The 23,177-nt window shown below is 43.0% G+C and carries 11 protein-coding genes and 1 tRNA gene; 5 read left to right on the plus strand and 7 right to left on the minus strand.

From position 1 onward, the window contains the following. Window positions 1–523 precede the first annotated feature (523 nt). Both fliD and corA read right to left on the minus strand, forming a co-directional pair. Entirely contained in the window at window positions 524–1,975 is a 1,452-nt protein-coding gene (gene fliD / locus RDO37_RS03745) for a flagellar filament capping protein FliD (RefSeq protein WP_308498156.1), read from the minus strand. 1,568 nt (window positions 1,976–3,543) lie between these two features. Then, window positions 3,544–4,494, minus strand: a complete 951-nt coding sequence (gene corA / locus RDO37_RS03750) for a magnesium/cobalt transporter CorA (protein WP_027939660.1) — start codon at window positions 4,492–4,494, stop codon at window positions 3,544–3,546. A 1,177-nt stretch (window positions 4,495–5,671) separates the two neighbouring features. Here corA and RDO37_RS03755 point away from each other — a divergent pair. After that, complete coding sequence (locus RDO37_RS03755) at window positions 5,672–8,233, plus strand: inorganic phosphate transporter (protein ID WP_308498157.1); 2,562 nt, start codon at window positions 5,672–5,674, stop codon at window positions 8,231–8,233. Between the two features lie 590 nt (window positions 8,234–8,823). Here the strand turns inward: RDO37_RS03755 and RDO37_RS03760 are convergent. Then, window positions 8,824–9,792 carry a flagellin gene (locus tag RDO37_RS03760; RefSeq protein ID WP_308498158.1) on the minus strand — a complete coding sequence of 323 codons (969 nt, stop codon included), beginning with the start codon at window positions 9,790–9,792 and terminating at the stop codon, window positions 8,824–8,826. 584 nt (window positions 9,793–10,376) lie between these two features. Between RDO37_RS03760 and RDO37_RS03765 the strand changes: the two genes are divergently transcribed. Beyond that, window positions 10,377–10,465: transfer RNA gene (locus RDO37_RS03765), tRNA-Ser, on the plus strand. A gap of 224 nt (window positions 10,466–10,689) precedes the next feature. Here RDO37_RS03765 and RDO37_RS03770 read toward each other — a convergent pair. Both RDO37_RS03770 and cysK read right to left on the minus strand, forming a co-directional pair. Next, window positions 10,690–12,228, minus strand: a complete 1,539-nt coding sequence (locus tag RDO37_RS03770; RefSeq protein ID WP_308498159.1) for a hypothetical protein — start codon at window positions 12,226–12,228, stop codon at window positions 10,690–10,692. Between the two features lie 742 nt (window positions 12,229–12,970). Next, window positions 12,971–13,903 carry a cysteine synthase A gene (gene cysK, locus RDO37_RS03775; RefSeq protein ID WP_308498160.1) on the minus strand — a complete coding sequence of 311 codons (933 nt, stop codon included), beginning with the start codon at window positions 13,901–13,903 and terminating at the stop codon, window positions 12,971–12,973. Between the two features lie 665 nt (window positions 13,904–14,568). Between cysK and RDO37_RS03780 the strand changes: the two genes are divergently transcribed. Beyond that, the gene (locus RDO37_RS03780) at window positions 14,569–15,732 is read left to right on the plus strand and encodes a hypothetical protein (protein WP_308498161.1); all 1,164 of its coding nucleotides are present in this window, start codon (window positions 14,569–14,571) and stop codon (window positions 15,730–15,732) included. Window positions 15,733–15,830: 98 nt separating this feature from the next. On the opposite strand, the gene RDO37_RS03785 is transcribed toward RDO37_RS03780, so the two are convergent. Both RDO37_RS03785 and RDO37_RS03790 read right to left on the minus strand, forming a co-directional pair. Further along, entirely contained in the window at window positions 15,831–16,145 is a 315-nt protein-coding gene (locus tag RDO37_RS03785; protein WP_308498162.1) for a GNAT family N-acetyltransferase, read from the minus strand. A 583-nt stretch (window positions 16,146–16,728) separates the two neighbouring features. Further along, window positions 16,729–19,314 (minus strand): hypothetical protein, encoded by a 2,586-nt coding sequence (locus RDO37_RS03790; RefSeq protein WP_308498163.1) that lies wholly within the window; start codon window positions 19,312–19,314, stop codon window positions 16,729–16,731. Window positions 19,315–20,778: 1,464 nt separating this feature from the next. Here RDO37_RS03790 and RDO37_RS03795 point away from each other — a divergent pair. Together RDO37_RS03795 and RDO37_RS03800 are read left to right on the plus strand one after the other, a co-directional pair. Then, window positions 20,779–21,756, plus strand: a complete 978-nt coding sequence (locus tag RDO37_RS03795) for a glucokinase (RefSeq protein WP_273324320.1) — start codon at window positions 20,779–20,781, stop codon at window positions 21,754–21,756. 993 nt (window positions 21,757–22,749) lie between these two features. Further along, on the plus strand, window positions 22,750–22,944 hold the full coding sequence (locus RDO37_RS03800; protein ID WP_044121660.1) for a hypothetical protein: 195 nt from the start codon (window positions 22,750–22,752) through the stop codon (window positions 22,942–22,944). The last annotated feature ends 233 nt before the right edge of the window (window positions 22,945–23,177 follow it).

Genomic DNA, 23,177 nt, shown 5'->3' on the forward strand with positions numbered 1-23,177 from the left:
ATCACCGAAGGTATGGCCTATAGCAGCGGATGAGGACATCGCTTCAATGTGTGCGCATTAACTTCGTTCTAAGAACGAAATGAAAAGTTAACAAATTCAGCGCAAAAGGCGCGACCAATAGCCGCAGTTAAAGCCCGTACACTCAATGTGAGCACATTAACTTCGCTCTAAGAACGAAATGAAAAGTTAACCATATTTAGAACGGTGGAGAATAGTGAGAAGACTTGGATAGGTATGTAAAAGAAAAGATGGCTGCAGGAATGACAGCTTAGATGAAAAGATAGGGCAGGGAAAAATAAGAAAATAATAGAGACATATAGGTGGGAGGCTAATTTGCCAATGTTGTATCTATTGATACATTAACAAATCAACAAAATTAGCGTGGATTTTGAAAATGTTGTACGGGTAAGTGCCAGGTTTTAAAGAGTATTGCCCACATAGCCCCAAGGGCTAATGCCCTTGGAACTAAATGTGTGCGAATACAAGTACTCTTACTGTTGCCCGTGCTACATGGGGTTATCTATTAACCCATTGCAGAGACTAAGTAGTTCAGAGACTGGTTGTAGCCAGCAATGGTGGTATCAAGGCGAGCATACTTCTGACGTAAAGCAGCTTCGTACTCAGCGATGTATTCATCATTCTTGGTTAAGTCAGCCTCGTAGTCCTTAATCTGAGCGTTGAGGTCGTCCTCACGCTTCTTTAAGAGACCATCAGACTTGGTGTAGCTGTCAACGGTATCCTTTAACTGAGATAAGATACCAATCTTGTTGCCATTCTTGTCCTTCTCATCAGAAGAGAAGATCTTAACAACAGCGTTGAAGTTATCGGCAATGTTCTCCTTGAACTTGGTTGAGTCTAAGGACATCTTGCCTTCTTTGTCGATCTTAATACCGATGTCGTAAATGTTCAGACCAGTGCTGTTAGCAGATACGTTGGTCATCATGTTCTGGATCTGAGACTGCAGACCACGGAGCATGGAGTCACCAGCGAGCTGACCACCGTCGTAGTTGTTGGTACCGTCAGTGTAGGTATTGTGCTCGTAAAGGGCACCCATGGTATCCATGAGAGTGTTGTATGCAGTTACGAATGCCTGCATCTTCTCAGTTACCTTCTCGGTATCAGCAGTGATCTTTACGTTGTTGGACTCGAAGTTACCCTTGTCGTCCTTCTTAGACTCACGGTGTACATCAATGGTAATACCAGAAACTGCATCACGGAACTCGTTGGTCTGAGACTCAATGGTTTCGCCGTCAACAGTGATAACTGCATTCTGGCCCTGGGTTACATTCCAGCCCTTTTTATCGGTATCAGAGTTTACGCCCTTGAACTTGTCAGAGCCAGTTTGAGTACCGCCCTTGTCATCAAAGTCCATCTTGATGTTGCCGTCTTTACCGGAAACACCTGAGTCGATAACTAACTTAATGTCACCATTAGCGGTGGTAACAGTGGTAGCAGAAACACCAAAGTCGTTCTCGTTGATCTTACGACGGATGGAGTTGATGTTGTCGTCAGCTGCAACGTCAATCTCGATCTTACGCTCTGGACCAACCTTACCGTTCTCATCCTTGACACCAGGAAGAGTAATGGTCAGCTTACCTTCAGCAAACTTCTCGTCTTTCTTGAAAGTCTGCTCAAGCTTCTCGGTCTTAGCTACCTGAGTAACGGTGATGTCATACTCACCGTTAGCAGCGTCGTCCTTAGTGCTGATAGAGAAGTATGGGTTCTCAGTTGGAAGATCGGTAGTAACCTTACGAGTATTGAAGCCATTGTCCTCGGTCAGAGCCTTAATGGACTTCTGGAACTCTTCAAGAGCGCTCTTTAACTTACCAACACCTGAAAGGGTGATGCTGGTCTCTTCCTTCTTCTTGATTACATTACGGTTAATTTGGCTTGCTTTGGCCTGAACGGACGCAGCAATAATGGACTCAAAGTCCATTCCGGAAGCGGAACCGGCAGAAGTAATTGATGATGCCATTTTGCACTCCTAGTTATTCGCACATAGCCTAGTTTTTTTCCTAGACTGTAATTGAGTACTTGAGTTTGGGAGTAAATCCCTTTCACTTTATATAACGGTGTGAAAACTAAAACTTAAGACTTGAAAGTAACGATTTCTGTAAAACTGTATAGACAGTATCTTATGATCCTTGTCTGTGTGTTTTGCATTAGTTTGCCTATAAAGTGTTTTGCCGCAAATTAAGTAGGCAGGCAATTGATTAGCACTTGTTCAGGCTTTGTTACATCAAGTTAAGGTATGGTTTTATCTACCGTTTACTTGTAACGCTAGCATATCTTATACAAGTTCTAAGCCAATACGCACAAACTTGCAAAAATCTTTATTAAACAGCATAAATAGGCCAGTCATCCGACAGAAATGAGCGCAAAATACCACGGCAAATAAGCACTAAACTCCAAGGTCAATGCGGCAATCTCTACCATATGCGTGATGTACTCAAATGTCTCTGGTTTCTTTCTTAAAGACATAAGACTTTACTTGGCTTAAAAAGCTATTTCTACAAGTATTCATACATCAATAGGATTAAGTGCGGCCTTTTACGTGTCTTCGTCCTAAGAAACTATTTGTGAAACGCATAGCCATGTAAGATGTAGCAAGACAAGGCTTGTGACAATGTAGCTTTAGCTATGTGAAACGTGTGAGAAACAAAAAACGATAGAACCACAATATTTACGTAGTCACTAAGCCTTTATTGCAGTTAAGTCGCTGTAAGTGTAAGAGCAATCGGGCATTCATGGTACAGGCAGTTGGTTGAGTGCGCTTTGCAGCTGTAATGGTAGCAAGTGTAAGATCTTACCGATCTCTTGCCGTCTTAAGATCATGGTTGCGATCTTAACTTCGCCTAAAGATCGCAGCTAACAGAGTAAAGATCTCAAGGGATAGTCATGATCTCAAAGGAATAGGTTAAAGATCTTGTTAGGCCTCATAAGATCTCATGAGCAGTTGATGCAGTAGGATCTCAAGATCTTGCCGCGAACGGCATTGACTCAAAGTGTTCAACTAATCCTATGTGAGTTGAGTTCACCCTTTATATCCTTTATATCCCTTGTATACATGAGTAAATGTATAGCTGCACTCGTATGATGAGTGGGGCCAAATATACCCAAGATCTCAAGTGGCGATCTATGCTTGAGATCATTGGATAAGGTCTTGAGTCTAGTTGTTTAACTGAGATCGCATGTAGAGATCTTAAGTTAGTGTTTGAATAGAGGTGAGTTCTGATCTTTAGGTTTGGGTGAGTATTCAAGATCTTGAGATCTTATGTCATGGCGATCTTAAGATCTCAGCATTTGGTGATATTGCCTATCGCTATCTGTTAAATCATGAAACCTTTTGTAAAGAAGATAGGCTACTGTATCTATACTTTAATAATGGCAATGCAGGCAAGTGCGTGCATATGCTATTGAAGTGAGATTGTGGTGATATCGATCTTTGATCTTGTTACTGCGATTGTTTCTGATCTTTTGTTTGGAGCAGAGACTAAAAAGCCCTGCATAGCAGGGCCTTTTAAGATAAGGATGGTTCGTTGATTAGAGCCAGCCTTTCTTCTTGAAGAAGATGTAAGTAATGGTTGCCGATATGAACATTAGGCATATGGAAAGTGGGTAGCCAAATTCCCACTCAAGCTCTGGCATGTATTTGAAGTTCATACCATAAAGACTTGCAATCCAGGTAGGAGGCATGAACACTACAGCAGCCACAGAGAAGATCTTGATGATCTTGTTCTGCTTATGGTTGGTGTAGCCCATGGATGCTTCTAGCTGGAAGTTGATCTTGTTTGCCAGGAATTGGGTGTGAGGCAAAATGGACTCAATATCGTTGAGCACTTCATCAATGGAGCGCTCTTGGCGATCGTCTAAAGTAGTTTCAAAAGACTTTTTAATGAAGCGTAATGCACGACGGGTATCGTATAGAGCCTGAAGAATCTGACCGTTAAGTTCCTCTTGGCGCACTAACTCGCGTAAAGTGTCCTCAACAGTATCGTCTTGGAGAATCTGATCTGCAGTTTCATCAAGTACGCCGTATGCATCCTCAATAAGGTCAGAGAGCTGATCTACCTTGAGATCTTGCAAGGTAAGCAGAATATCTAATGCAGAACGAACGTCAGCCTTACCGAAACGAATATGGTAGCGAAGTAAGCGTACGATAGACACATCATCTTCTCTGAAAGAGATAAGAAGATTTTTGCGCATGATGAACGACATGTTCACGCCACGGGTGTCATTAGCAAGACGCTGAGGGAATAAGGAGAGGATGTGAACACCATCAGCACTGATCTTAAAACGGGAGGATGACTCCAGATCGTCCATCTCGTCTTCATCAGGAACGTCCTCAACGAAGAGTTTCTCAAGCCACTCACTCTCTTCTTCGCTTGCTTGATGAACATCTAGCCAAATTACGTCCGAGGGTAGAGCATCTCCGGCTTTTACCTTGATAAGGGAGAGTCTGTTATCGTCGTAGAGTTGGCAAGCTGTAATCATCTGAGTCTCCTGAGGACAGCTTATACAGTTTAACTGTATGCCGTGCTGCTGTTCGTTAGTGTTGCCGATTACAAGCAACGTCGCATGACTGTAACCTTATATACATATGTATAAATGGTTCTTAGTCTTTCTCAGTCTATTGCACCTTGAAATTGCTTACAAAGCGCATGTATTAGCCATTTATGGCCTTGTAGGGCCATTGGGCCTGTATACTTTAGGTGAATTTGCAGCTAGTGTCAAACAAAAAATGCCAGCCATCTATCCTTACAAAAGCCCGCTGCAGCCATTGTTAGCGAGTATGTCGAGGTGTTTAGAGCTTAACTGTTGTTCTTGAGTAGCATGGTTATAGCGCCATTACTAACATAGCCAACATAATAGAGTTGGCTTATAAAAGCAGCTTTCTCTGTATGTTGAAGTTTTTAGCTTGTTAGACAAGAGCTAAACAAATTCTTAACTTATACAACTATAGTTAACTTTATCCTTGAGAGGATATAGCGTACGCTCCTTTTGTTAAATCCTATATATAAGCAGATTGCAAACTTAACTTCATTGGTGATTAAGGATTTAACATTCAGTATATGTAATAATGATTGTTATGTATATTAAAATTGAATGTGTAATTGACAAATCCCATGTATGCACAGTTTCTTGAAAAATTCTTAACAAAAAGTTAACAATAGACTGATAATCTTGCGGCAAAATTTAGCCCCTGTGTTACCATTCACAGGAACAGTGCTTGTGAAGTGAATGCTCTATGCTTTCTTCAGCCCCGTCTCATTCGGGATGCAAGGTGTCTTAAGCAAACTTCCATGTCGCTCTGATTGATTATGCGTCCAACTTAGTCTTAATGTTCTTAACATAAAGGCACTCTGTCTGTAGGCCTAAAGCAATCGAGTAGAAAGCTCTATTCAAAATGCTTAATAGCTACTTACAGTGTTCGAGTCTTCTATTGTTTAAAGCTAAAGCTTGAGATTATTTGCTAAAAGGTAAGCCTCAGGCAAAAAGCTCAGTTAACAAACTGCTACATACATAGATTTGATATCCAAGCAAAAACTCAGGGTACGTATCTCTGGTTGTAGTAAAACTTAAGTACTCACAAAATGGCAATTAAACAGTCGATAGTGGCAGATGTTTGTCTAAGGCAGCTGGGTCAACAGCACCTCTAGGTACAAAATCTATGATTGAAACTATCTTTATAGTGTTAGTTGGTTTCTTACTCCTGCTAGCATGTATTGACCTGTTTGTCGGTGTATCAAACGACGCCGTAAACTTCCTTAACTCGGCTGTTGGCTGTCGCATCGCTCCGCTACAGGTTGTATTAGTTGTAGCATCTTTAGGTGTTCTCATTGGAGCAACATTCTCATCAGGCATGATGGAAGTGGCCCGAAGCGGTATGTTCCGTCCTGAGATGTTCTCTTTTTACGACGTCATGCTGATCTTCTGCGCAGTTATGATGGCGGATGTGTTATTACTTAACACCTTTAACTCTTTAGGCCTTCCTACTTCTACTACCGTTTCTATTGTGTTCGAGCTCTTAGGCGCTGCAGTTATGGCATCTGCTTACAAGCTGTCACAGACCGGTATGTCATACACAGAAATCTTTGAGTTCATTAAGACTGAAAGAGCTGCAACCATTGTTTCAGCAATCTTGATTTCTGTTGTAGTAGCTTTCTTCTCCGGCGCAATTATTCAGTTTATTTTGCGTCTGCTATTCTCCTTTAGATTCCAGAACGCTTATAAGTACTTAGGCGGTGTGTTCTGCGGCTTCTCCGTAACCGCCATCGTTTACTTCTTAGTCATGAAGGGCGCAAAGGGCGCATCATTCATGAAGCCTGAGTACATTGAGTTCATTAATCAGCACACTTCAACTCTCCTGTGGACTCTGTTCCTTTCTCTAACTCTGTTAGGTCAGATTCTGGTGATGCTGAAGTTTAATGTCTTTAAGATCATTATTCTTGCTGGTACTTTCGCTCTGGCATTCTCCTTTGCAGGTAACGACTTAGTTAACTTCGTTGGTGTTCCATTAGCTGCTCTTGATGCATTCGTAGAGTGGACTTCCGCTGGTTACCCAGACATGAACACCATGATGATGAGCACTTTAAATGAGAATACTAAGGCTTCAACCTTATACTTAGGTTTAGCTGGCGTAATCATGGTGGTTACATTATGGACCTCCAAGAAGGCTCACCGCGTTATCCAGACCTCTATTAACCTTTCAAGCTCATCAAGTGGTGAGCATGAACAATTCGGTGCTTCTACTCCAGGCCGTATGGTTACCCGTTTTGGCTTAGGTGTAGCTCGTGCAATCAAGCAGTTCTTACCAAATTTCCTGCTTGCCTTCATTGGCCGTCGCTATGTAAAGGCTCCAGTAGTTAAGGGTGAAATTCAGCTGCCTTTTGACTATGTACGTGCATCTGTAAACCTCGTATTAGCATCCATTTTGATTGCATCAGCAACTTCTTTAAAGCTGCCTTTATCTACCACTTATGTAACATTCATGGTGGCAATGGGTACTTCATTTGCTGATGGTGCATGGAGCCGTGAGTCTGCTGTTTACCGTATCTCCGGTGTTATCACCGTTATTGCAGGCTGGTTCTTAACTGCAATGACTGCTTTCACAGCAGCTGCTTTAGTAACATTAGCCTTCTTCTCATTCGGCTTTACCGCCATCTTCCTTTTGATGTTCGTAGTTCTCGTGGTTATTATTCGTAGTAACTTCGTTAAGGCTAAGACCTCTGAGGCATTCAACAGCGTTATTGAGGCTAAGGAAGATAACGAGAAGGTTCTGGCTTCTATTTCACACGCCGTTCCAGCTTACTTTGATGCTCAGCTCGATGTTGTTGACCGTGCACTGGAAAACTTCTTTGCTGACAACGAGTTTAAGCTCCGTCGTGACTTCAACAAGGCATCTAACATTGAGTACGATATCTCCAAGGTTAGATCCGAGTACTACACCTTAGCTACCACAGCACGCTCTGAAAAGGATAAGGTAACCTCAGAAGCTAAGCACTTCTTCTACCTAACCTTCTCTAACATGCGTGAGGCATCTAAGGCTATTCGTTACATGGTTAAGAGAGCTATCACCCACGTAGCTAACCGTCACACCATCTTCCAGGGTGAGATGCAGTCAAGTCTTTTAGAGATCGTAAACCGTCTGCATACCATCTCAGCTGACCTACATAAGATGGCTGCCAACCCAACAGCTGAAAATGTTGAGGCAATGGTTAAGCACGCTAAGAAGCTCAACCGTGATATCGACCGTTCACAGGTTAACTTAGTAAACATCATCGGCCGTGAGCACGTATCCATGCACTCAGCTGAGATGTACTTAGGCTTCTTACAAGGTATCCGTGATCTTGCTAACCGCTATGTTGCTGTGGCTATGCAAGAACGCGCTTTATCCCAGATTGTTAACGGCAAAACCATTGACCGTGCTTTAAACAACTCTGAGATGCGTTCACATGTATTTGGCTCAACCACTCGCACTGGCTCAGAGGCAATGGTTATCTCTTCAGTTGAAGAGGACGATGCTGCAGAGGCTGCTAAGCTTCAGGTCAGTTCCGATGGCGCAGCCGCTGCTGATGCCGTAGCTCAGGCTGCCGCAAAAGCTGCCGAGGCTACAGTGCCAGCTGATCATGCCGATTACCACGCTGATGAGGCCGAGGAAAAGGCTGAGCAAGCTGAGGCAAGAGCAGCAGATCAGAAGACTGACTCTGTAAGCGACAAGCCTCAGGCCTAATCTATAAAACAGATATTTTTGCCTAAGTTATATTAGTCTCACATGCTAAGGCCCGAAGCAATGCTACAGGCCTAACAACTAAGGCAAATCGATGATTAAAAAGGGAAGAGTCCTTATGGATTCTTCCCTTTTTGCGTTTTAGATCGATACAAACTAATCAATTTACAAAAGCTGCCATCACCCACAATCATTCAAACGTAATAGACCCTTACCAGAGCGTCATACAGCGATCTTTTAGAAAATACAGTTGAAAGTACATAACAACCAGTAAATGCGCTCTATGCGCAATACATGGCCTTTTTTGACGGGTTAAAGAACAAGGCTTATTGAGTTAGCGAGGAATGCACGATCTTTAAGATGAGGAAGGTGTATAACCTACTATCATTGAACAAGAAGTAAAAGTGAATAGAAAAGGCAAAGCAAACGCCTATGCAGAAGATCTTTGATGGGGTTTTATGTGCAAAATTGCTTGGATTTAAGCAAAGGCAGGATTTAACAGAGTAGAAATTAAAAAGCCCCTAGCAATGTGGATCGCCAGGGGCTTTATGAAAGCAAAATGCTATCTAGGGATAGGTAAAGAGATTACCTTATTAGCCTAAGAGGCTTAAACCAAGCTGAGGGCGGGTGTTAGCCTGCATCAGCATGGAGGCAGCAGCCTGCTGAATGATGGACTGCTGGGAAAGGTTTGCAGACTCTTCAGCAAAGTCAGCATCACGAATACGTGAGCGTGCATCAGCTTCGTTAGCAGCAACGTTAGACTGGTTGCGGATGGAGCTCTCAAGTCTGTTCTGGATCGCGCCCAAATCGGCACGCTGAGAATCAACGTAACCAATCATCTGATCCATCATATTAATGATGTTTGCTGCCATGCCAACAGTTGAGAAGTTAACGTTGATAAAATCGCCGTTTTGCGCATCCTTGACGAATGCTTTAGTATCACTTGCTGCGCCATCAAACTGTCCAGCGTCAACGCCGCCTGCCACAGCTGCGGCAGAGAACTGCAGGTTTACAAGGCCGAAACTGATGGTATCGCCCTTATTTGAGCCAACTTGTAAAGTAATGCTCATAGCATCGCCTTTATTGCCGGCACCTGCACCACCAGCACCTTGAACGAATGGGTCAATGGAGTTAGTCTGCTTACCGTTTAGGATAGTCTTGCCAGCGAAGGTAGTCTGCTTAGCAATACGAGTGATCTCAGTAGCTAAAGAAGAGGCTTCCTTAGAGAGAGCTTTACGATCATCTAAGGTATTAGTGCCGTTATTAGCCTGAACTGCTAAGGTACGGATCTTCTGGAGCATGCCTGAGATCTCGTCCATGCCGGCTTCAACGGTCTGGGCAAGGGCGATGCCGTCGGAGGCGTTACGGTTGCCTTGGTTGAGGCCATTAATCTGGGATGTTAAACGATCTGCGATCTGAAGGCCTGCTGCGTCATCTTTAGCGCTATTGATACGAAGGCCTGATGATAAACGCTGGTAGGTAGTTGTTAAGGAGTTCTGAACATTACCTAAGTAGCGCTGACCCTGAAGAGCGCTGTAATTTGTATTAACATAGACTGCCATTTTAATACTCCGTTTTATAACTCATAGTGAGAAAAGTACATCTCCTTAACTCCGTTTGTTTGATTTCTCACTGAGTTATCAGAGTTCAGCTTTCGCTTCCATGTACTTAGATCGCGCTCTAGAAGATGGCGCTCCATTTGCTTTTTTGAACGAGGCTGAACTATCGTATTGGGACATACAGAACACTATCTAATGTTGGATAAGACTAGTAAGGTCGATGTAATTGCCTTGTATGGTAGTTATGTTTGAATTGAGCTAGGTTTATAGCGCTGTATCTATACGGGGGGATTGTTAGAACCATCTCTCCAATACTAGGTATCTATGATATGCCCTTATTTATGGGGGAAATACGTTTTCACAAAGTGTTATGTTAATTTTTTGTTGTATCTTGTTCTGAGGGGAAACATATTTCACTCAAGTGTAGATCTTACTTTACTGTTTTTGACGCGTAATGTTCTAACTGGCAATAACTCGTGATGTGTATGGTAAGAGATCGCAGATTATTTGGGTCGTTGGCATCTGAGTATAGAAAAACATTTAGTGCCTATTGCTTTACATAATGGTTTTCCTATAATAGAGCGCACGGAAAGATGGCAGAGAGGCTGAATGCACCGCACTCGAAATGCGGCAGACCCTTTGGGTCTCGGGGGTTCAAATCCCCCTCTTTCCGCCATTTCAATACCTCATTTCTATTGAGCAAACTCTTGCTCGTTTGTATTCCTTATATTCATAAATCAACAGTGCCCTTTCGCAATGCTTTTCATTAGATAAGCGTGTTGTATCTATGGGCCTAGCTAGTCTATGAGTTTTATCTTGGTGAAAAAACAAAGGCCCAAGCTTGGTATCTTGGGCCTTTGTAGAAAATAGGGTGCTAGTTTGTAGCTGCAGCTGTTGCGATTAATCTACAGCTTTCTCTTTGGTTGGCAGAATAAACTCATTGGCTTTTTTAGCTCTCTTGGAACCTTCTGCTGGCTCTGGAACATGAGTTTCTGCTGCAATTTCACGAGCTGCCTTTACAGTAGTGTTTGATTTAGGTGCAGCCTTTGTTGCAGTAGCTGTTTTATCTTTTGTTGCTGTAGTAGCCTTGGTCTTTGCGGCTGTAGCAGCCTTGGTCTTTGTAGCAGTGGTTGTTGGGGCTTTGCTCTTAGTTGCTGTTTTAGTCTCTAGAGCTTGAGCATCTTTAGCTGCAGTTTCTTTACTGCTTACAGTCTTTTTTGCTGCAGGCTTCTTTGGTGTAGCAGCGCTTGTGGTGCTTGCTTTAGCGCGAGGGCTTCTAGTAGTAGATCTGGTCTTTTGTACGGATACACTCTTGCTTACTGAGCTGCTTTCTTGAGCTGCATTCTCTTTTGTTTTGGCGCACTTGGTATTGCTTGAGCAGCTAATCTTTGCACTCTTACACTTGTCTACTGATGCTTTCTTGCTTGTAGCAAGCACGTTTACAAGCTCAGTCTCAGGCAGCATCAGCTGCTCTTTATCTAAAGACTTACCAGCCTTTAAAGTCTTAGCAGCCTTTTCGAGTTTTTTGATCTCTTTTTTACGAGCCTTATGCTCTTTTTTGAGTTCTTTCTTTTGCTCTGCAATCAGTTTTGCTTGGACTTTCTTGTGCTTGTAAGGGCTGTAAGTCTTAGCAACATGATCAAGGCTATAAGAATGTGGACCGCTTACTAAAGAGCGTACGTCTGGGCAATCAGTCAATTGTGTAGGTACAGTGCTAGTATCTACTTGAGGTGTGGTAATCTTTAAAGCAGTATCAGTCAGATTGGCACTTGCTGATGCCTTGCTATCGGCGTCAGCACTTGGGTTTAGACAGGCAGTACGGATCGGTGCTTTCTGTCCAGGTGCTACGTTGTTAAATGAGTCGTCGTCCACTCGTGGGAGCATTGTGTCATCAATGGCACTCATGTCGTCAGTGGAGAAGTCATCCATAGCAGGAAAGTCGTCACCAGATACTCCGATGTCTGCAAAAGGATCGTTAACACTTGAGGTGTTGTCCTCGATGATCTTTGCAGTGCTATTAAACAGGTGCTGATCGATAGAGCTGCCTAATTGATTACGGATTTCTTCATCTAAAGGATCGGCTACGCTGTTGGAAATAGGATCAACGATGTCTTCATCGGAAGGAAGCTGAGTGGCTTGTTCATCTTCAATGCTCTGGAAGATGTCCTGAACGCCAAAGCTTTCATCATCGTCATTCACATTGCCTACGCAACCATCGTTGCTAGCAAAGTCTTGAATGTTCTGAATCTCATTCATCTCATAGAACTTTGAGTAAAGAGACTCCAAGATGTCTGCCGGAACGCAATAAAAGGCTGGTCTGTCATTGACAATAACAGCTATAGGCTCACTCTTAACAGCTTTAATAACTGTTTTAGGATTCTTCTTAAACTCAGCAACACTGATACTGAGATTAGCCAATATCTGTCTTATATGTGCCATAAACAAAGCTCCCTAAGAACTGCTTGTGCATGCACGTGCTTGTCTGAATTGATGCATGACCTAGCTTTGGCTGAGGCAGTTCTAACTCATAGCGTGGTGTGACAGTCGATCCTTAGACCTGAATGAATATGTAAGGCTCTAATCCGCTAAACAATCCATACATAATCAATATTTGATTGTGACAGATGCAACAAGATTTGCAATAGCTTAAAGCTCCTCTTGGTAAAAAACATTAGAAGAGGGGCGTTAGTGCTATACAAAAGTAACTCACTGCACTGTTTATGAATCGAAACAGCTGAATGATTCAAACACGTATTTCTATAATACATGCATCCGAAGTAGCTTGTTTTACCTTTCAGTGAATAATTTAGCACAGTGGATGAGGTACATCACAAAAGCTGCAAACTCAAACTTGCTTTTGCATCTTTATGAGTCTTTTTATAAAGGCAATCAGTACGTTTTGAGGTTGTCGTGGGGCTAGTTGCAAGATGTTTACGCGATGTTTGCGCATCGTTTATACGATGACTGCACTGCTTGTGGTGCTTTTGCAGGGAGGTTTGATGCTATAGCATGCGCCGGGGAAACGCAGCACTATAGCATCGGGGATTTTTGCTGTTTAGGCTTACAAGGAAGTGACGTGCTGTATGGCAGTTAAATGCCTTTTGCATGTCGGCTGCTTGTTCTTTTTGCAAGTCGAATGCTTGTTCTTTTGGCAAGTCAGCTGTTTGTTCTTGTGGCCAAATTATTCTTCAAATTTGAAAAGCTCGGTAGATAAGTAACGCTCACCAGTGTCTGGCAGAACAACCACGATGGTCTTGCCAGCGTACTCATCTTGCTTAGAGAGCTCTAAAGCTGCATACATAGCAGCACCAGAGGTGATACCAACTAAGATGCCCTCTTGAGAGGCTAAAGCGCGTGAGGTTGAGAATGCCTGCTCAGTAGTGACGGTAACGACCTGATCTACTACAGAGGCGTCATAGTTTTGAGGTACGAAGCCAGCACCGATGCCCTGAAGTTTGTGTGGGCCTGGCTTACCGCCGCTAAGTACAGGTGAATCTTGAGGCTCAACAGCGACCACCTTAACGCCTGGTAATTTCTCTTTTAAGACACGACCAGTGCCAGTTACGGTACCGCCGGTGCCAACACCAGCTACAAAGACATCCACCTTATTGTCAGTATCAGAAAGGATTTCTAAAGCGGTAGTGGCAGAGTGAGCACTTGGGTTAGCGCTGTTATTAAACTGCTGCAAGATTACAGCACCCTCAGTGCTGTCGCGCAGCTGCTCTGCTTTGGCAATTGCGCCCTTCATGCCCTCAGAGGCAGGTGTAAGTACTAATTGAGCACCACGTGCCTGCAGGAGTCGACGACGCTCTAAGCTCATGGACTCAGGCATGGTGAGAATGAGTTTGTAGCCCTTGACTGCAGCTACTAAGGCAAGGCCAACACCGGTGTTGCCGGAGGTAGGCTCGATGATGACTGAGCCTGGCTTTAACAGACCTTGTTTTTCAGCATCTTCGATCATAAACAGAGCGGCACGGTCTTTAACGCTGCCACCTGGATTGAAGTACTCAAGTTTAGCAAGAACAGTTGCCTTGGACTCAGAAGTGAGCTTGTTAATGCGAACAAGTGGAGTAGAACCAATTAAAGCGGTTACGCTAGGTGCAATCTTAGACATAAAAAACCTCATAAGCCTTACGGCGGTTAGTTGCTCGAGCCTTTCACAACGCCGCTATTAGTTCAAACTCTTTGCCTAAAGCAATCAAGCTAAGAGCGGGGCTGTGTTTGCCTTTTAGCGCGAGGCGCTAAAGCATTGATGTAAGGCAGAAAACACTGACAGTCATTCATAGTTGATTAAAAAGCTTGATGTACACATGTACACCTGATGTGCTTTTTAACATACCATCACTTTTTGCTCATGTGCAGTAAAAAATTGGTTTCTATGAGATAAATATGCAAGTGTGACACTTTTGCATGTTTAAAAAGACTGTATCTATCGGCTTTATTAAGTGCTTTGCACTTTTGTTTTGCGTTGCACCTAAATGACGATCCTAAATAGGGCATAATGATCATCCATAGCCTGTGCAAAGTATGACTATTAGTTAACCTAAGCTTGTCTTCAGCTGATTAATACTGTTTTTAGATTGAGCTTGAGTGAATTTTATGCGCCGACTCAGCGCACTCTAAGTCATGCCTTAAGTTGCATGTACATCTATGCACGGTCTATTATGGCTAAAGCACATAGCATCGCGTTTATGTGGTTGCTTGAGCCTATACGATGGGCGCTATGAGTTTATAGTGTGGTAGCAGCAATTTTGTTGTTTTGAACAAGAGGATTTGGTTATGGACTACTCTGAGCAGTTAAATGAAGTTATTGCAGCGCTCTCTGCTGAAAAGTCACTGCGTGGTCTGTTCCAACAACACCTTGCAGGTAATCCTCTACCTTCTGCTCGCTCTATAAATGAGATTGTAAAACTTTCACGCGCCATTATCTTTCCAGGCTATTTTGGCTCTTCTAAGATCAATCGCCATACAGTTAGCTATCACATTGGTGTGCAGGTTGAGCAGCTCTTTGGTCTGCTCACAGATCAGATCTGTGCTGCCTTGTGCTTCCAAAGTGCTGATAATGAGCAACATGCCAGAGCCACAGCCTCTTTTAACAAAGATCCACTTGAGTCAATCAAGAATGCCATGTTTGTTAAAGGAGCTCGTGCTAACTTTTCAATTGAAGATCACAGTGCAGAAATTAATGCCAATGCTCCAGTAACTTCATGCGGTGAGTACAGCTCTTGCGCTATGACCACTGCTAAAAAGGATGCTGATAAGCAAGGTGGAGTAGGGAACGTAAGTTCTATTAGCTTTGGCGATGATGTTCATGACTTGGAGCATGAGCAGGGTATTCAGAGCCTCAAGTTCAATGAAGAGGTCAAAGAGTATGCTCGCTCTCTAGCTGCACAGTACATTTCTAATTTAGAGCTGATCCGCACTAAACTTGCTATGGATGTTAAGGCAGCATTCGATGCTGATCCAGCAGCTACTTCATTTGGTGAGGTAATTTGCTGTTATCCAGGTGTCAGAGCGATCTTCAACCACCGTATTGCCCATACCCTCTTAAACTTAGGTGTGCCGCTGATGCCTCGTGCTATTAGTGAGCTAGCCCATTCGGAGACCGGTATTGATATTCACCCAGGTGCTCGTATTGGCGATAGCTTCTCCATCGACCATGGTACTGGTGTAGTAATTGGCGAGACCTGCATTATTGGTAAGAATGTAAAGCTCTTCCAAGGTGTAACTTTAGGCGCTAAGACTATTCCTGTGGATAGCCGTGGTGTGCCGCTTAATATTCCACGTCACCCAATCTTAGAAGATGATGTAGTGGTCTATTCAAATGCCACGATTTTAGGTCGTATTACTATTGGTCGCGGTGCTGTGATTGGCGGTAACGTATGGGTCACCGAAGATGTCAGAGCAGGTGGCAAGGTAGTACAGCAACGAGCTGATCGCTAAAAGAACAAGTCTTGAGTACAAATTAAAAGCCCCTAATTTTAACAAGGGTCTTTTCATGTGCCATTAGAGATGGCGCTTAGTTGAAGTGCTGTGATCTTTTATGCTTGATGCTTACCAACAGCGCAGCTGCCTTCAACATAGTCTGCTCCTTGTGCACCCTCATACTCAGGGTGGCGCTGTAACCACTTTACTGCATAAGAGCAGGTAGCAACGCATTTGAGGTTTTGCTCACGAGCATAGTCATAAGCAGCCTGTACGAGCTTGCTTGCTAAGCCTTGTCCAGCTAAAGCCTCAGGAACTAAAGTCTTGCGGATATCTAATCCGCCATCGTAAATCTCATAGGTTACAAATGCTCGAGTGTTATCAATTACGAGCTCAAAAGTGCAGTCTTCCTTAATGTGCTTGATTTCCATCGCCATAGTCTCCTGACTAAAAGTGTGTTGCGCTACTGCCCTTGTATTTAGCAAATATTGCTAAATTAGCCATAAGTTATCCTAAGCTTATGGAGCTCTAAATATATTTGCACTGCAGCATACAGTCAAGCTTTTGCAAAATGGCCATTAGCTAAGATCTCAAGTCCTATCCATTAGCTAAGATCTCAGGGCCTATCCATTAGCTCTTAATTTCTTTAAAAATCCTGTAGATACGCCCGTTATCGCTAGCTCATAAAAATACGATGTGCTTTTTAGCCGCCCACTTTAGTAAAGTAGTTGAGCAACATATTCACAAAGCCAATGCCCAAATAAAAGGTAACAGCATGCAAATACTATAGCGCTGCTCAAACGATGGTTAACGCATCAGCAGTAACCATAGGCTTTGTACTCACTATTGACGATTGCAATCAAGGAAAGGGTGTGGGCTCAAACTCGGCAAGTTAGGCGTAGATGCACAGTGGATTGAAGATAGGAAAAACAGGTAGATGATAAGCTGCTGCGCCTAGCCAAGAATGGGAAGTAAATCCATATGCTAGGCGCGATGTAGGGTACTTTGACTCTTTTATAGGCGGTGGCGACCTTGAGTACGGCTTTCGCGACCGGATACGATGTTTTCGTTGATGAAGTTGGACTGGCTATCAACAGTAAAGCCGCCGCCTTCATTACGGAAAGTACCAGTGTTAATCATGAGAGCACGCTGTCCGGTATGCACATTAGCGCTCTTTTTAACTGCAAAAGAACCTTCATTTAGGATACGAGCATTGCCTGTAAAGATAGCCTTGCCGCTCATATCCATGGTGTGATTATTGATGATCTGAGCAGAGTTCTTAAGCTGCATTTCAGAGCTTTGGTGCTGACGGAATGCTGCAGCATTTTCAAAAATAGAGTTTTGCTCAAAGAAGAGCTTGCCATCTGGCGCAAACATACGGCGGTTGAGTAATTTTGCATAACCTGAGAGGGCTAATGCAGAGTTCTTGTCTAAATCAATTTTGCCGATGTTTGTGAGCTTTGATTTGTCCTTGAAAGCTAGCATGGAGCCATTCTCTAGCTTGATAGTGCCGGCATTTTCAAAGAAGCCGTTGTTTTGGAAAGCTATATTAGACTGGTTCATGGTAATAAGACCGCTATTGCGCATCTTAGTATCGCCTGCCATAGAGATATAGGCACCTGGCTCAATAAAGAAACGGCCAATGTTTCTAATCTGATTATCACCACGAGTGTTAATCACGGCACCGCCCATCATATTGATGAGTCCAGAGCATGTAAGAGCCGCCTTATCATCAATGTTTAAGGCAGTCTTTGGCATCATATTTAAATCGCCGCGTACCTCAAAGAAACCACCTGGAGCAACGGTAATAGAAGAGCCACTTTGCAGCACAATATTGCGACCAGCTTTAACAAAGAGCTTGCCTCTAACAGTTACAGGAGTATCAATGACATTACCGCCTTGTAGCTCAAAACATTGATTGTGGCGAATGTACATTGGCACTTGAGTGTCATGGCTAAGCTCAATGCAAGCCATATCCGACTTGTTCTTAAGCAGTCCGGCCTCATTAACAGGGGATTCAACATTAGCAGACTCACTTGGACTATTTAGAAAGTCTTGAGTGGCCTGAGAGTAGGCTTGATCAACTGCATCAGCGCCTAATGCGCTGTTAGCAGCATGATTTTTCTCAAGGGCATTGTTTGTACCTTGAGTTTGGCCATTGGCATTATTGTTCGACTGGAACTGTTGAGCAAAGGCAGCATTACGCTCAGCATAGGCCTCAGCAATGGTAGGCTCGTGGTTTTCAGGAGCACTAGCCTCATTTGTAGACAGAGTATTTGCTGATACTTGCTGGGTATTAGCGTCAGGAGATACCGAGCTATTGGCTGATACTTGCTTGGTGTAAGTTTCAGGAGATACCGAGCCATCGGCTGATAATTGCTTGGTGTTAGCGTAGTTATCAGATGGAGCTAAAAGGTTATTAGAGCTTGTATTACTTGCTAGTGAGCGAGACATAGAAGCTGCTTTTTCACTAGCAGCTTGTGCATTAGAGGCAAAAGCAGCTTGCAGTGCAGCTTTGGCATTTACCGAGCTTACACTCATCGCAGCATGGGCTGCAGCTCGATCAATGCTAGCAATGGCGTTATCCACTACATTACGTGGAGATGGAATGCCATTTGAGGACATAGCAATTGGAGCTAGGGTAACTGGATCCTGAATTGTACGGCGCATTGCAGGAACACCGTAGTTAACACCACTGTCCATCATTCGGTCTGCAGCGCTTGAGCTTTGATCCTCAATAGCTCGTGCATGGGATGGGCCCATGCTATGAGAGCCGTTAGAGGCATAAGTGTTGAGATCCGTGCTCTGCTCAGAGTTTTTGCCCATAAACTCGGCAAAAGCCTTAGCTTTAGCCTCAGCTTCAGCTCTGGCTGCAGCTTGTGCAGTAAGACGCTCATGGATAGCTGAAGGCTTAGCTGGTCTTAAAAGATCGTCGCCTGACTGATAGTGCTCACTTTCAATAGGCATTGTACTTGGATCAATGACGCTATATGCAGCTGAAGAGCCATTGCCAGACTGCATGCCAGTGATAGCAGCATTGCTAGGCTGCATACCATTTGCAGTATTTGCGTTGCCTGATTGTATGGCATTTGCAGTATTTGCATTGCTAGGCTGCATGGCGGCATTAGGATCTTGGGCAGCATTAATCTGCATGTTGGTAGCTACGCTATTGCCACCATTTATTTGCATTGAGCCATAAGATAAACTCATGGATATGTTGGAGCTACCAGGCTTAATCTGAATGCCGCTAGCGCTGTTCTGTATGTTAATTGCGCTATTGGTAGCTTTAGACGGTACGCCTTGAATATGAATATTGCCCTGACCAAGGCTTAAGCTATTTTCTGCGGTAGTTGGGATGTTGTTGAGCTCATCAGTGTCGTGCATATAGCCATAAGCGCGATCTTGATTGTGCTCTTCTACACCTTGGGCATTGAAATGAGACTCTTGCAGGTCGCCATACTCTTGTGCACTATCAAATTGATTAGCCGCATTAGCACTTGAAACAACACAAACAGAAGCAAACAAGGCAGCTCCCATTAAAGATGGCAGCGCGATGTAATGTAGTGACTCTGTTAGTTTGTTAAAGCATACCTTGCTCATGAATACCCCGTATCTACCTTGTAGCTTTGCAGACTAACAATAATACCAAATAAGCACGGGTCTATCCTGTAGAAATGCCGCTATTTGTTTATCTTTAGCCACAACTTGTCTGTATGTGTATAAGGCTAAGGGGATCATGACTCAACAAAAGCAAGCTAAAACTCAATGAAAGAGGCTCAAAGAAAAAATGTTATAGACAGCAACATCAGTTCACTCTCAAATTAAGTTGCAATTAATGAATGAAAGCTGCAAGTGAAGGGAAGAAAGATTCAAAAAAGTGGGTCTTAAAATATGTCGATTTGCAAAGTTCTGCAAAATTTGCAGTGAAAAGAGGCCTTGTTACCCTAGTCTTACCGAGGAAGTCAAATCTAACAGTGCTTTACAAATGTGTAAATAATGAGAGTAGGAAAATAGCTGCAAAGCTAGTACTGGTGGGCTTTTGTCTAGCATACAAGTAGGTTAATCACTATAGGTAAAAGTTAGCTGTAGGTTCCAATTTTTGAAAAAAGTTAAAAATTTTTTAGTAAATTGTTGACCTACATCACAAATCCCATTATCATGTGCTCAACAAAACGAACAGAGCAAAGTGATCGTTTTTAAATTAACTCATAGTTAAACTCCTTTTCATAGACAATCCTCCTATTTCCAAAAAAGGCTAAGTGCGACACTTAGCCTTTTTTATTTGTCTAAAGCAAAAGATACCTGCCTTTAAAAAATCATTTCTTTGCATCCGCTGCAAAAATCTACATTCAATATACAGAGAGTAGACTCACATATCCACAACCGAAAGGTAGCTGGCAATAATTACGTCTTAGCAAATAAAGACCGCTGTAATACCATTGGGCCAAGTTTTAAAGGTTTGTTACCTGTGTCATGAGTAGCTTGCCGCTGAATCCTTTCTGGGGTTAGCGAGCAAGCAAACTCGATTTATGAGGTATCCCTAAATCTTTGGATACAACACGGATAACAAAACTTAATTAAAAGGTATAACGAGCATTACCTGTTAAGGTAAACTCATCTACATTGGAAGAGCCCTGATAGCCTAAACCAGCACCAATGGATAAGCGCTCAGATTGAGCACCAAAGCCAAAGTTTGGCAGGCCAAAAGGTAGTAAAAAAGAAAGACTCTAGAGAGAGGCCAAAATGTTTAACAATTAAGTTGGATGTTCGTTGCAGTCTCAAAAATAGAGCATTTACTGTCAACTTTAATAAGTTGATCCAAAATGTAAAGAATTAGCGTATAGAAGTAGTAGTAGAGGGTGAAAGTTCAACTTTTTAGACCACTTATGCTACTCAATTGCTTTTTTGATGCGTGGCTAGATATTTTGTCAAAAGCTTTTTTGCTATGATTAGCTGATGATCTGTACTCAAAGCTTATCTTAAGTGCTCTGTATTAAAGACCAAGCTTTTAGATGGCAAAAGTGCGAGATCTTAGTAATGCAACGCAAGCTGTTTGGAGTTTTTATGACTGCTTTATCAGGCTATGCCTTAGTTGGCGATATCGGCGGCACCAATGCACGTTTAGCTATTTGTAACTTAGCAGACGGTAGCATATCTGATCCAATTATTTACTCTGCTTTAGAGAACGACTCTTTAGAATCAGTAATTCAAAAGTTTCGTCAGGATACTAAGGTAGATTTCACAGCTGCATGTATTGCGATTGCATGTCCTGTCAATCAGGACTATATCAAGATGACTAACAACCCATGGGCTTTTTCAAAGTCACAGCTCAAGGTTAATTTAGGTCTTGATACTCTGCTCGTGGTAAATGACTTCACTGCCATGTGTATGTCTGTTACCTGTCTTGATAAGAAGACTCTCGTCAAGATTGGTGGTGGCGAGCCTGATCTAAACGCTCCAATTGCAGTTTACGGAGCAGGTACTGGCCTTGGTGTTGCTCACCTTATTAAGCACAATGATCTGTGGATTCCACTCTCTGGTGAAGGTGGTCACGTTGATTTAGCCCCAGCCAACATGTCTGAGGACATGATCTTAATTACTCTGCGTGCACGTATTGGCCACGTATCAGCTGAGCGTGTACTCTCAGGCCCTGGTCTTTTGAACCTCTACGAAGCCATTGCAATGCGTAATGAGCGTTTACGTACTGGCTTAACTCCAGCTGACATTACCGCTTCAGCCTTAAGCGCTAATCCAGATCCAGACTGCCTGGAGGCTTTAAACACCTTCTGCCGTCTCATGGGTCGTTTTGGTGGCAACCTAGCTCTGACCTTAGGCACCTTTGGTGGTGTTTATGTAGCAGGTGGTGTAGTTCCTCGCTTTATCGACTTCTTCAAGAACTCCAAGTTCCGTGATGCCTTTGAAGATAAGGGCCGTTTCAAGGATTACTTATCTCGTATCCCAACTTATGTAATTACCGAGCCAAAGGCTGGTTTATTAGGCGCTGCAGCCACCTTACGTCAGGAGTTAGGTGCTGTTCTCTAATCGCGCAGCATAAGAGAGAAGAGCCAAGATCTAGCTCTCAGCACATTAAATTGATATGCTCAATAAAGAGCCAAGGTATTCCATCTGATGCCTTGGCTTTTTTGTTTTTCAGGCAATGCATTTGATCCTATGAGTTAGCAGCGTTTAGACTCTATGCGCTTGCTAGGCAATATGTTTTAGCTAATGAGTTTGTAATGATTGATGGTGTTGATTTAGAAACGAGTTTCTCGCACAACTTGTCTTTCAAACATAACAGCCAACACAGCTATTACGAGGGTACAGATTGCTATTGGTGATCTTTTGGTAAGGCTTGAAGCTATGCAACGGCAAAGCTTATCTTATTGATGGCAAGGCAGTGGCCGTCAGTGGCAAAGATGGTGATCTCATGAAATATGGTGATCTCAAAAAATTTGGCGAATTAGCTGTGCAATCATTAGGCATTTTTTAGGTGCTGATTGTAAGTTATGGCTTGCCCATAAATGGCTTATATATCAAAAACTTTAAAGTAGATACGGCTTTTGATGCCAAGTTATGCTTAGTTTTCTTGTTGAAATCTTAGCTTTGGCCTAATTGTGCACTAATCTTGCTCATGTAAGATACTGGTATGGTCATAAGTTTGCGCTTGTTGTTGATATGCCGTTTGATGCAATAAAGCCAAGTTTACTGATCCTATCTGGTTGCTGTGATGCGAAGCTAAGTAGATAGGCCTAGGCTTATCATGCTCTTTTGACTCTAGTTTGGCATGCAGTATGTGTTAGCTATCGGCTCTGAGTAGATAACGTTAATGCTCATGGCTCTTTATAGATAAGAAGTCTAATAGCATGGGATTGGTTAATTCTTTTGTCATGCTTAAAGAGGCTAAAAGCTAGTTAATGCCTAGCATTGATGAGTTTTTAGGTGTCAAATCGACAGATCTTTTCACTATTGAGCTAAAGATGAGACTTTCATTGGCGATATAATATTAGAGAAATCCGATTCTTAGGAGAATTACTAATGAGCAATATTACTGGTCTCAGCGATAACTTCGGTTTTGAGTTCATGGCCGTTGCTATGACTAAGCGTTCAACTGAGGCTCAGGGCAAGATCGCCATGAGCTTACTCGAGGACACTGCTCAGTCTGTTCAGCAGATTAATGCATCTGCACAGTCAAATGGCCGTGTAGGTTCAGTTATCAACACCAAGGCCTAATTAGCTTTTGTGCATAACTAACTAAATTAATAAAGCTGCACAACAAAACCGTTGTTGCTGTGTGCAGTCGACTGCACCAGGCGGCTTTCATGTATGATACAACCTTGTCTATAACCCACTGATGTGGCATGTAGGCAAGGTTGTTTTATTTTGGGTCGAACCAACAACATCAAGGGTACAATGTTGCTTACCGTCTTTAGATACTTCCATGATGCTTAGTCATCTTACGCGTG

It is taken from the genome of uncultured Anaerobiospirillum sp. (genome assembly GCF_902485895.1).
GTDB classification, from domain to species: domain Bacteria; phylum Pseudomonadota; class Gammaproteobacteria; order Enterobacterales; family Succinivibrionaceae; genus Anaerobiospirillum; species Anaerobiospirillum succiniciproducens.

Excerpts from the sequence above, each read along its gene's own strand:
- fliD (WP_308498156.1), bottom strand. The coding sequence starts at position 1,975 with ATGGCATCATCAATTACTTCTGCCGGTTCCGCTTCCGGAATGGACTTT.
- corA (WP_027939660.1), bottom strand. The coding sequence starts at position 4,494 with ATGATTACAGCTTGCCAACTCTACGACGATAACAGACTCTCCCTTATC.
- RDO37_RS03755 (WP_308498157.1), top strand. The coding sequence starts at position 5,672 with ATGATTGAAACTATCTTTATAGTGTTAGTTGGTTTCTTACTCCTGCTA.
- RDO37_RS03760 (WP_308498158.1), bottom strand. The coding sequence starts at position 9,792 with ATGGCAGTCTATGTTAATACAAATTACAGCGCTCTTCAGGGTCAGCGC.
- RDO37_RS03770 (WP_308498159.1), bottom strand. The coding sequence starts at position 12,228 with ATGGCACATATAAGACAGATATTGGCTAATCTCAGTATCAGTGTTGCT.
- cysK (WP_308498160.1), bottom strand. The coding sequence starts at position 13,903 with ATGTCTAAGATTGCACCTAGCGTAACCGCTTTAATTGGTTCTACTCCA.
- RDO37_RS03780 (WP_308498161.1), top strand. The coding sequence starts at position 14,569 with ATGGACTACTCTGAGCAGTTAAATGAAGTTATTGCAGCGCTCTCTGCT.
- RDO37_RS03785 (WP_308498162.1), bottom strand. The coding sequence starts at position 16,145 with ATGGAAATCAAGCACATTAAGGAAGACTGCACTTTTGAGCTCGTAATT.
- RDO37_RS03790 (WP_308498163.1), bottom strand. The coding sequence starts at position 19,314 with ATGAGCAAGGTATGCTTTAACAAACTAACAGAGTCACTACATTACATC.
- RDO37_RS03795 (WP_273324320.1), top strand. The coding sequence starts at position 20,779 with ATGACTGCTTTATCAGGCTATGCCTTAGTTGGCGATATCGGCGGCACC.
- RDO37_RS03800 (WP_044121660.1), top strand. The coding sequence starts at position 22,750 with ATGAGCAATATTACTGGTCTCAGCGATAACTTCGGTTTTGAGTTCATG.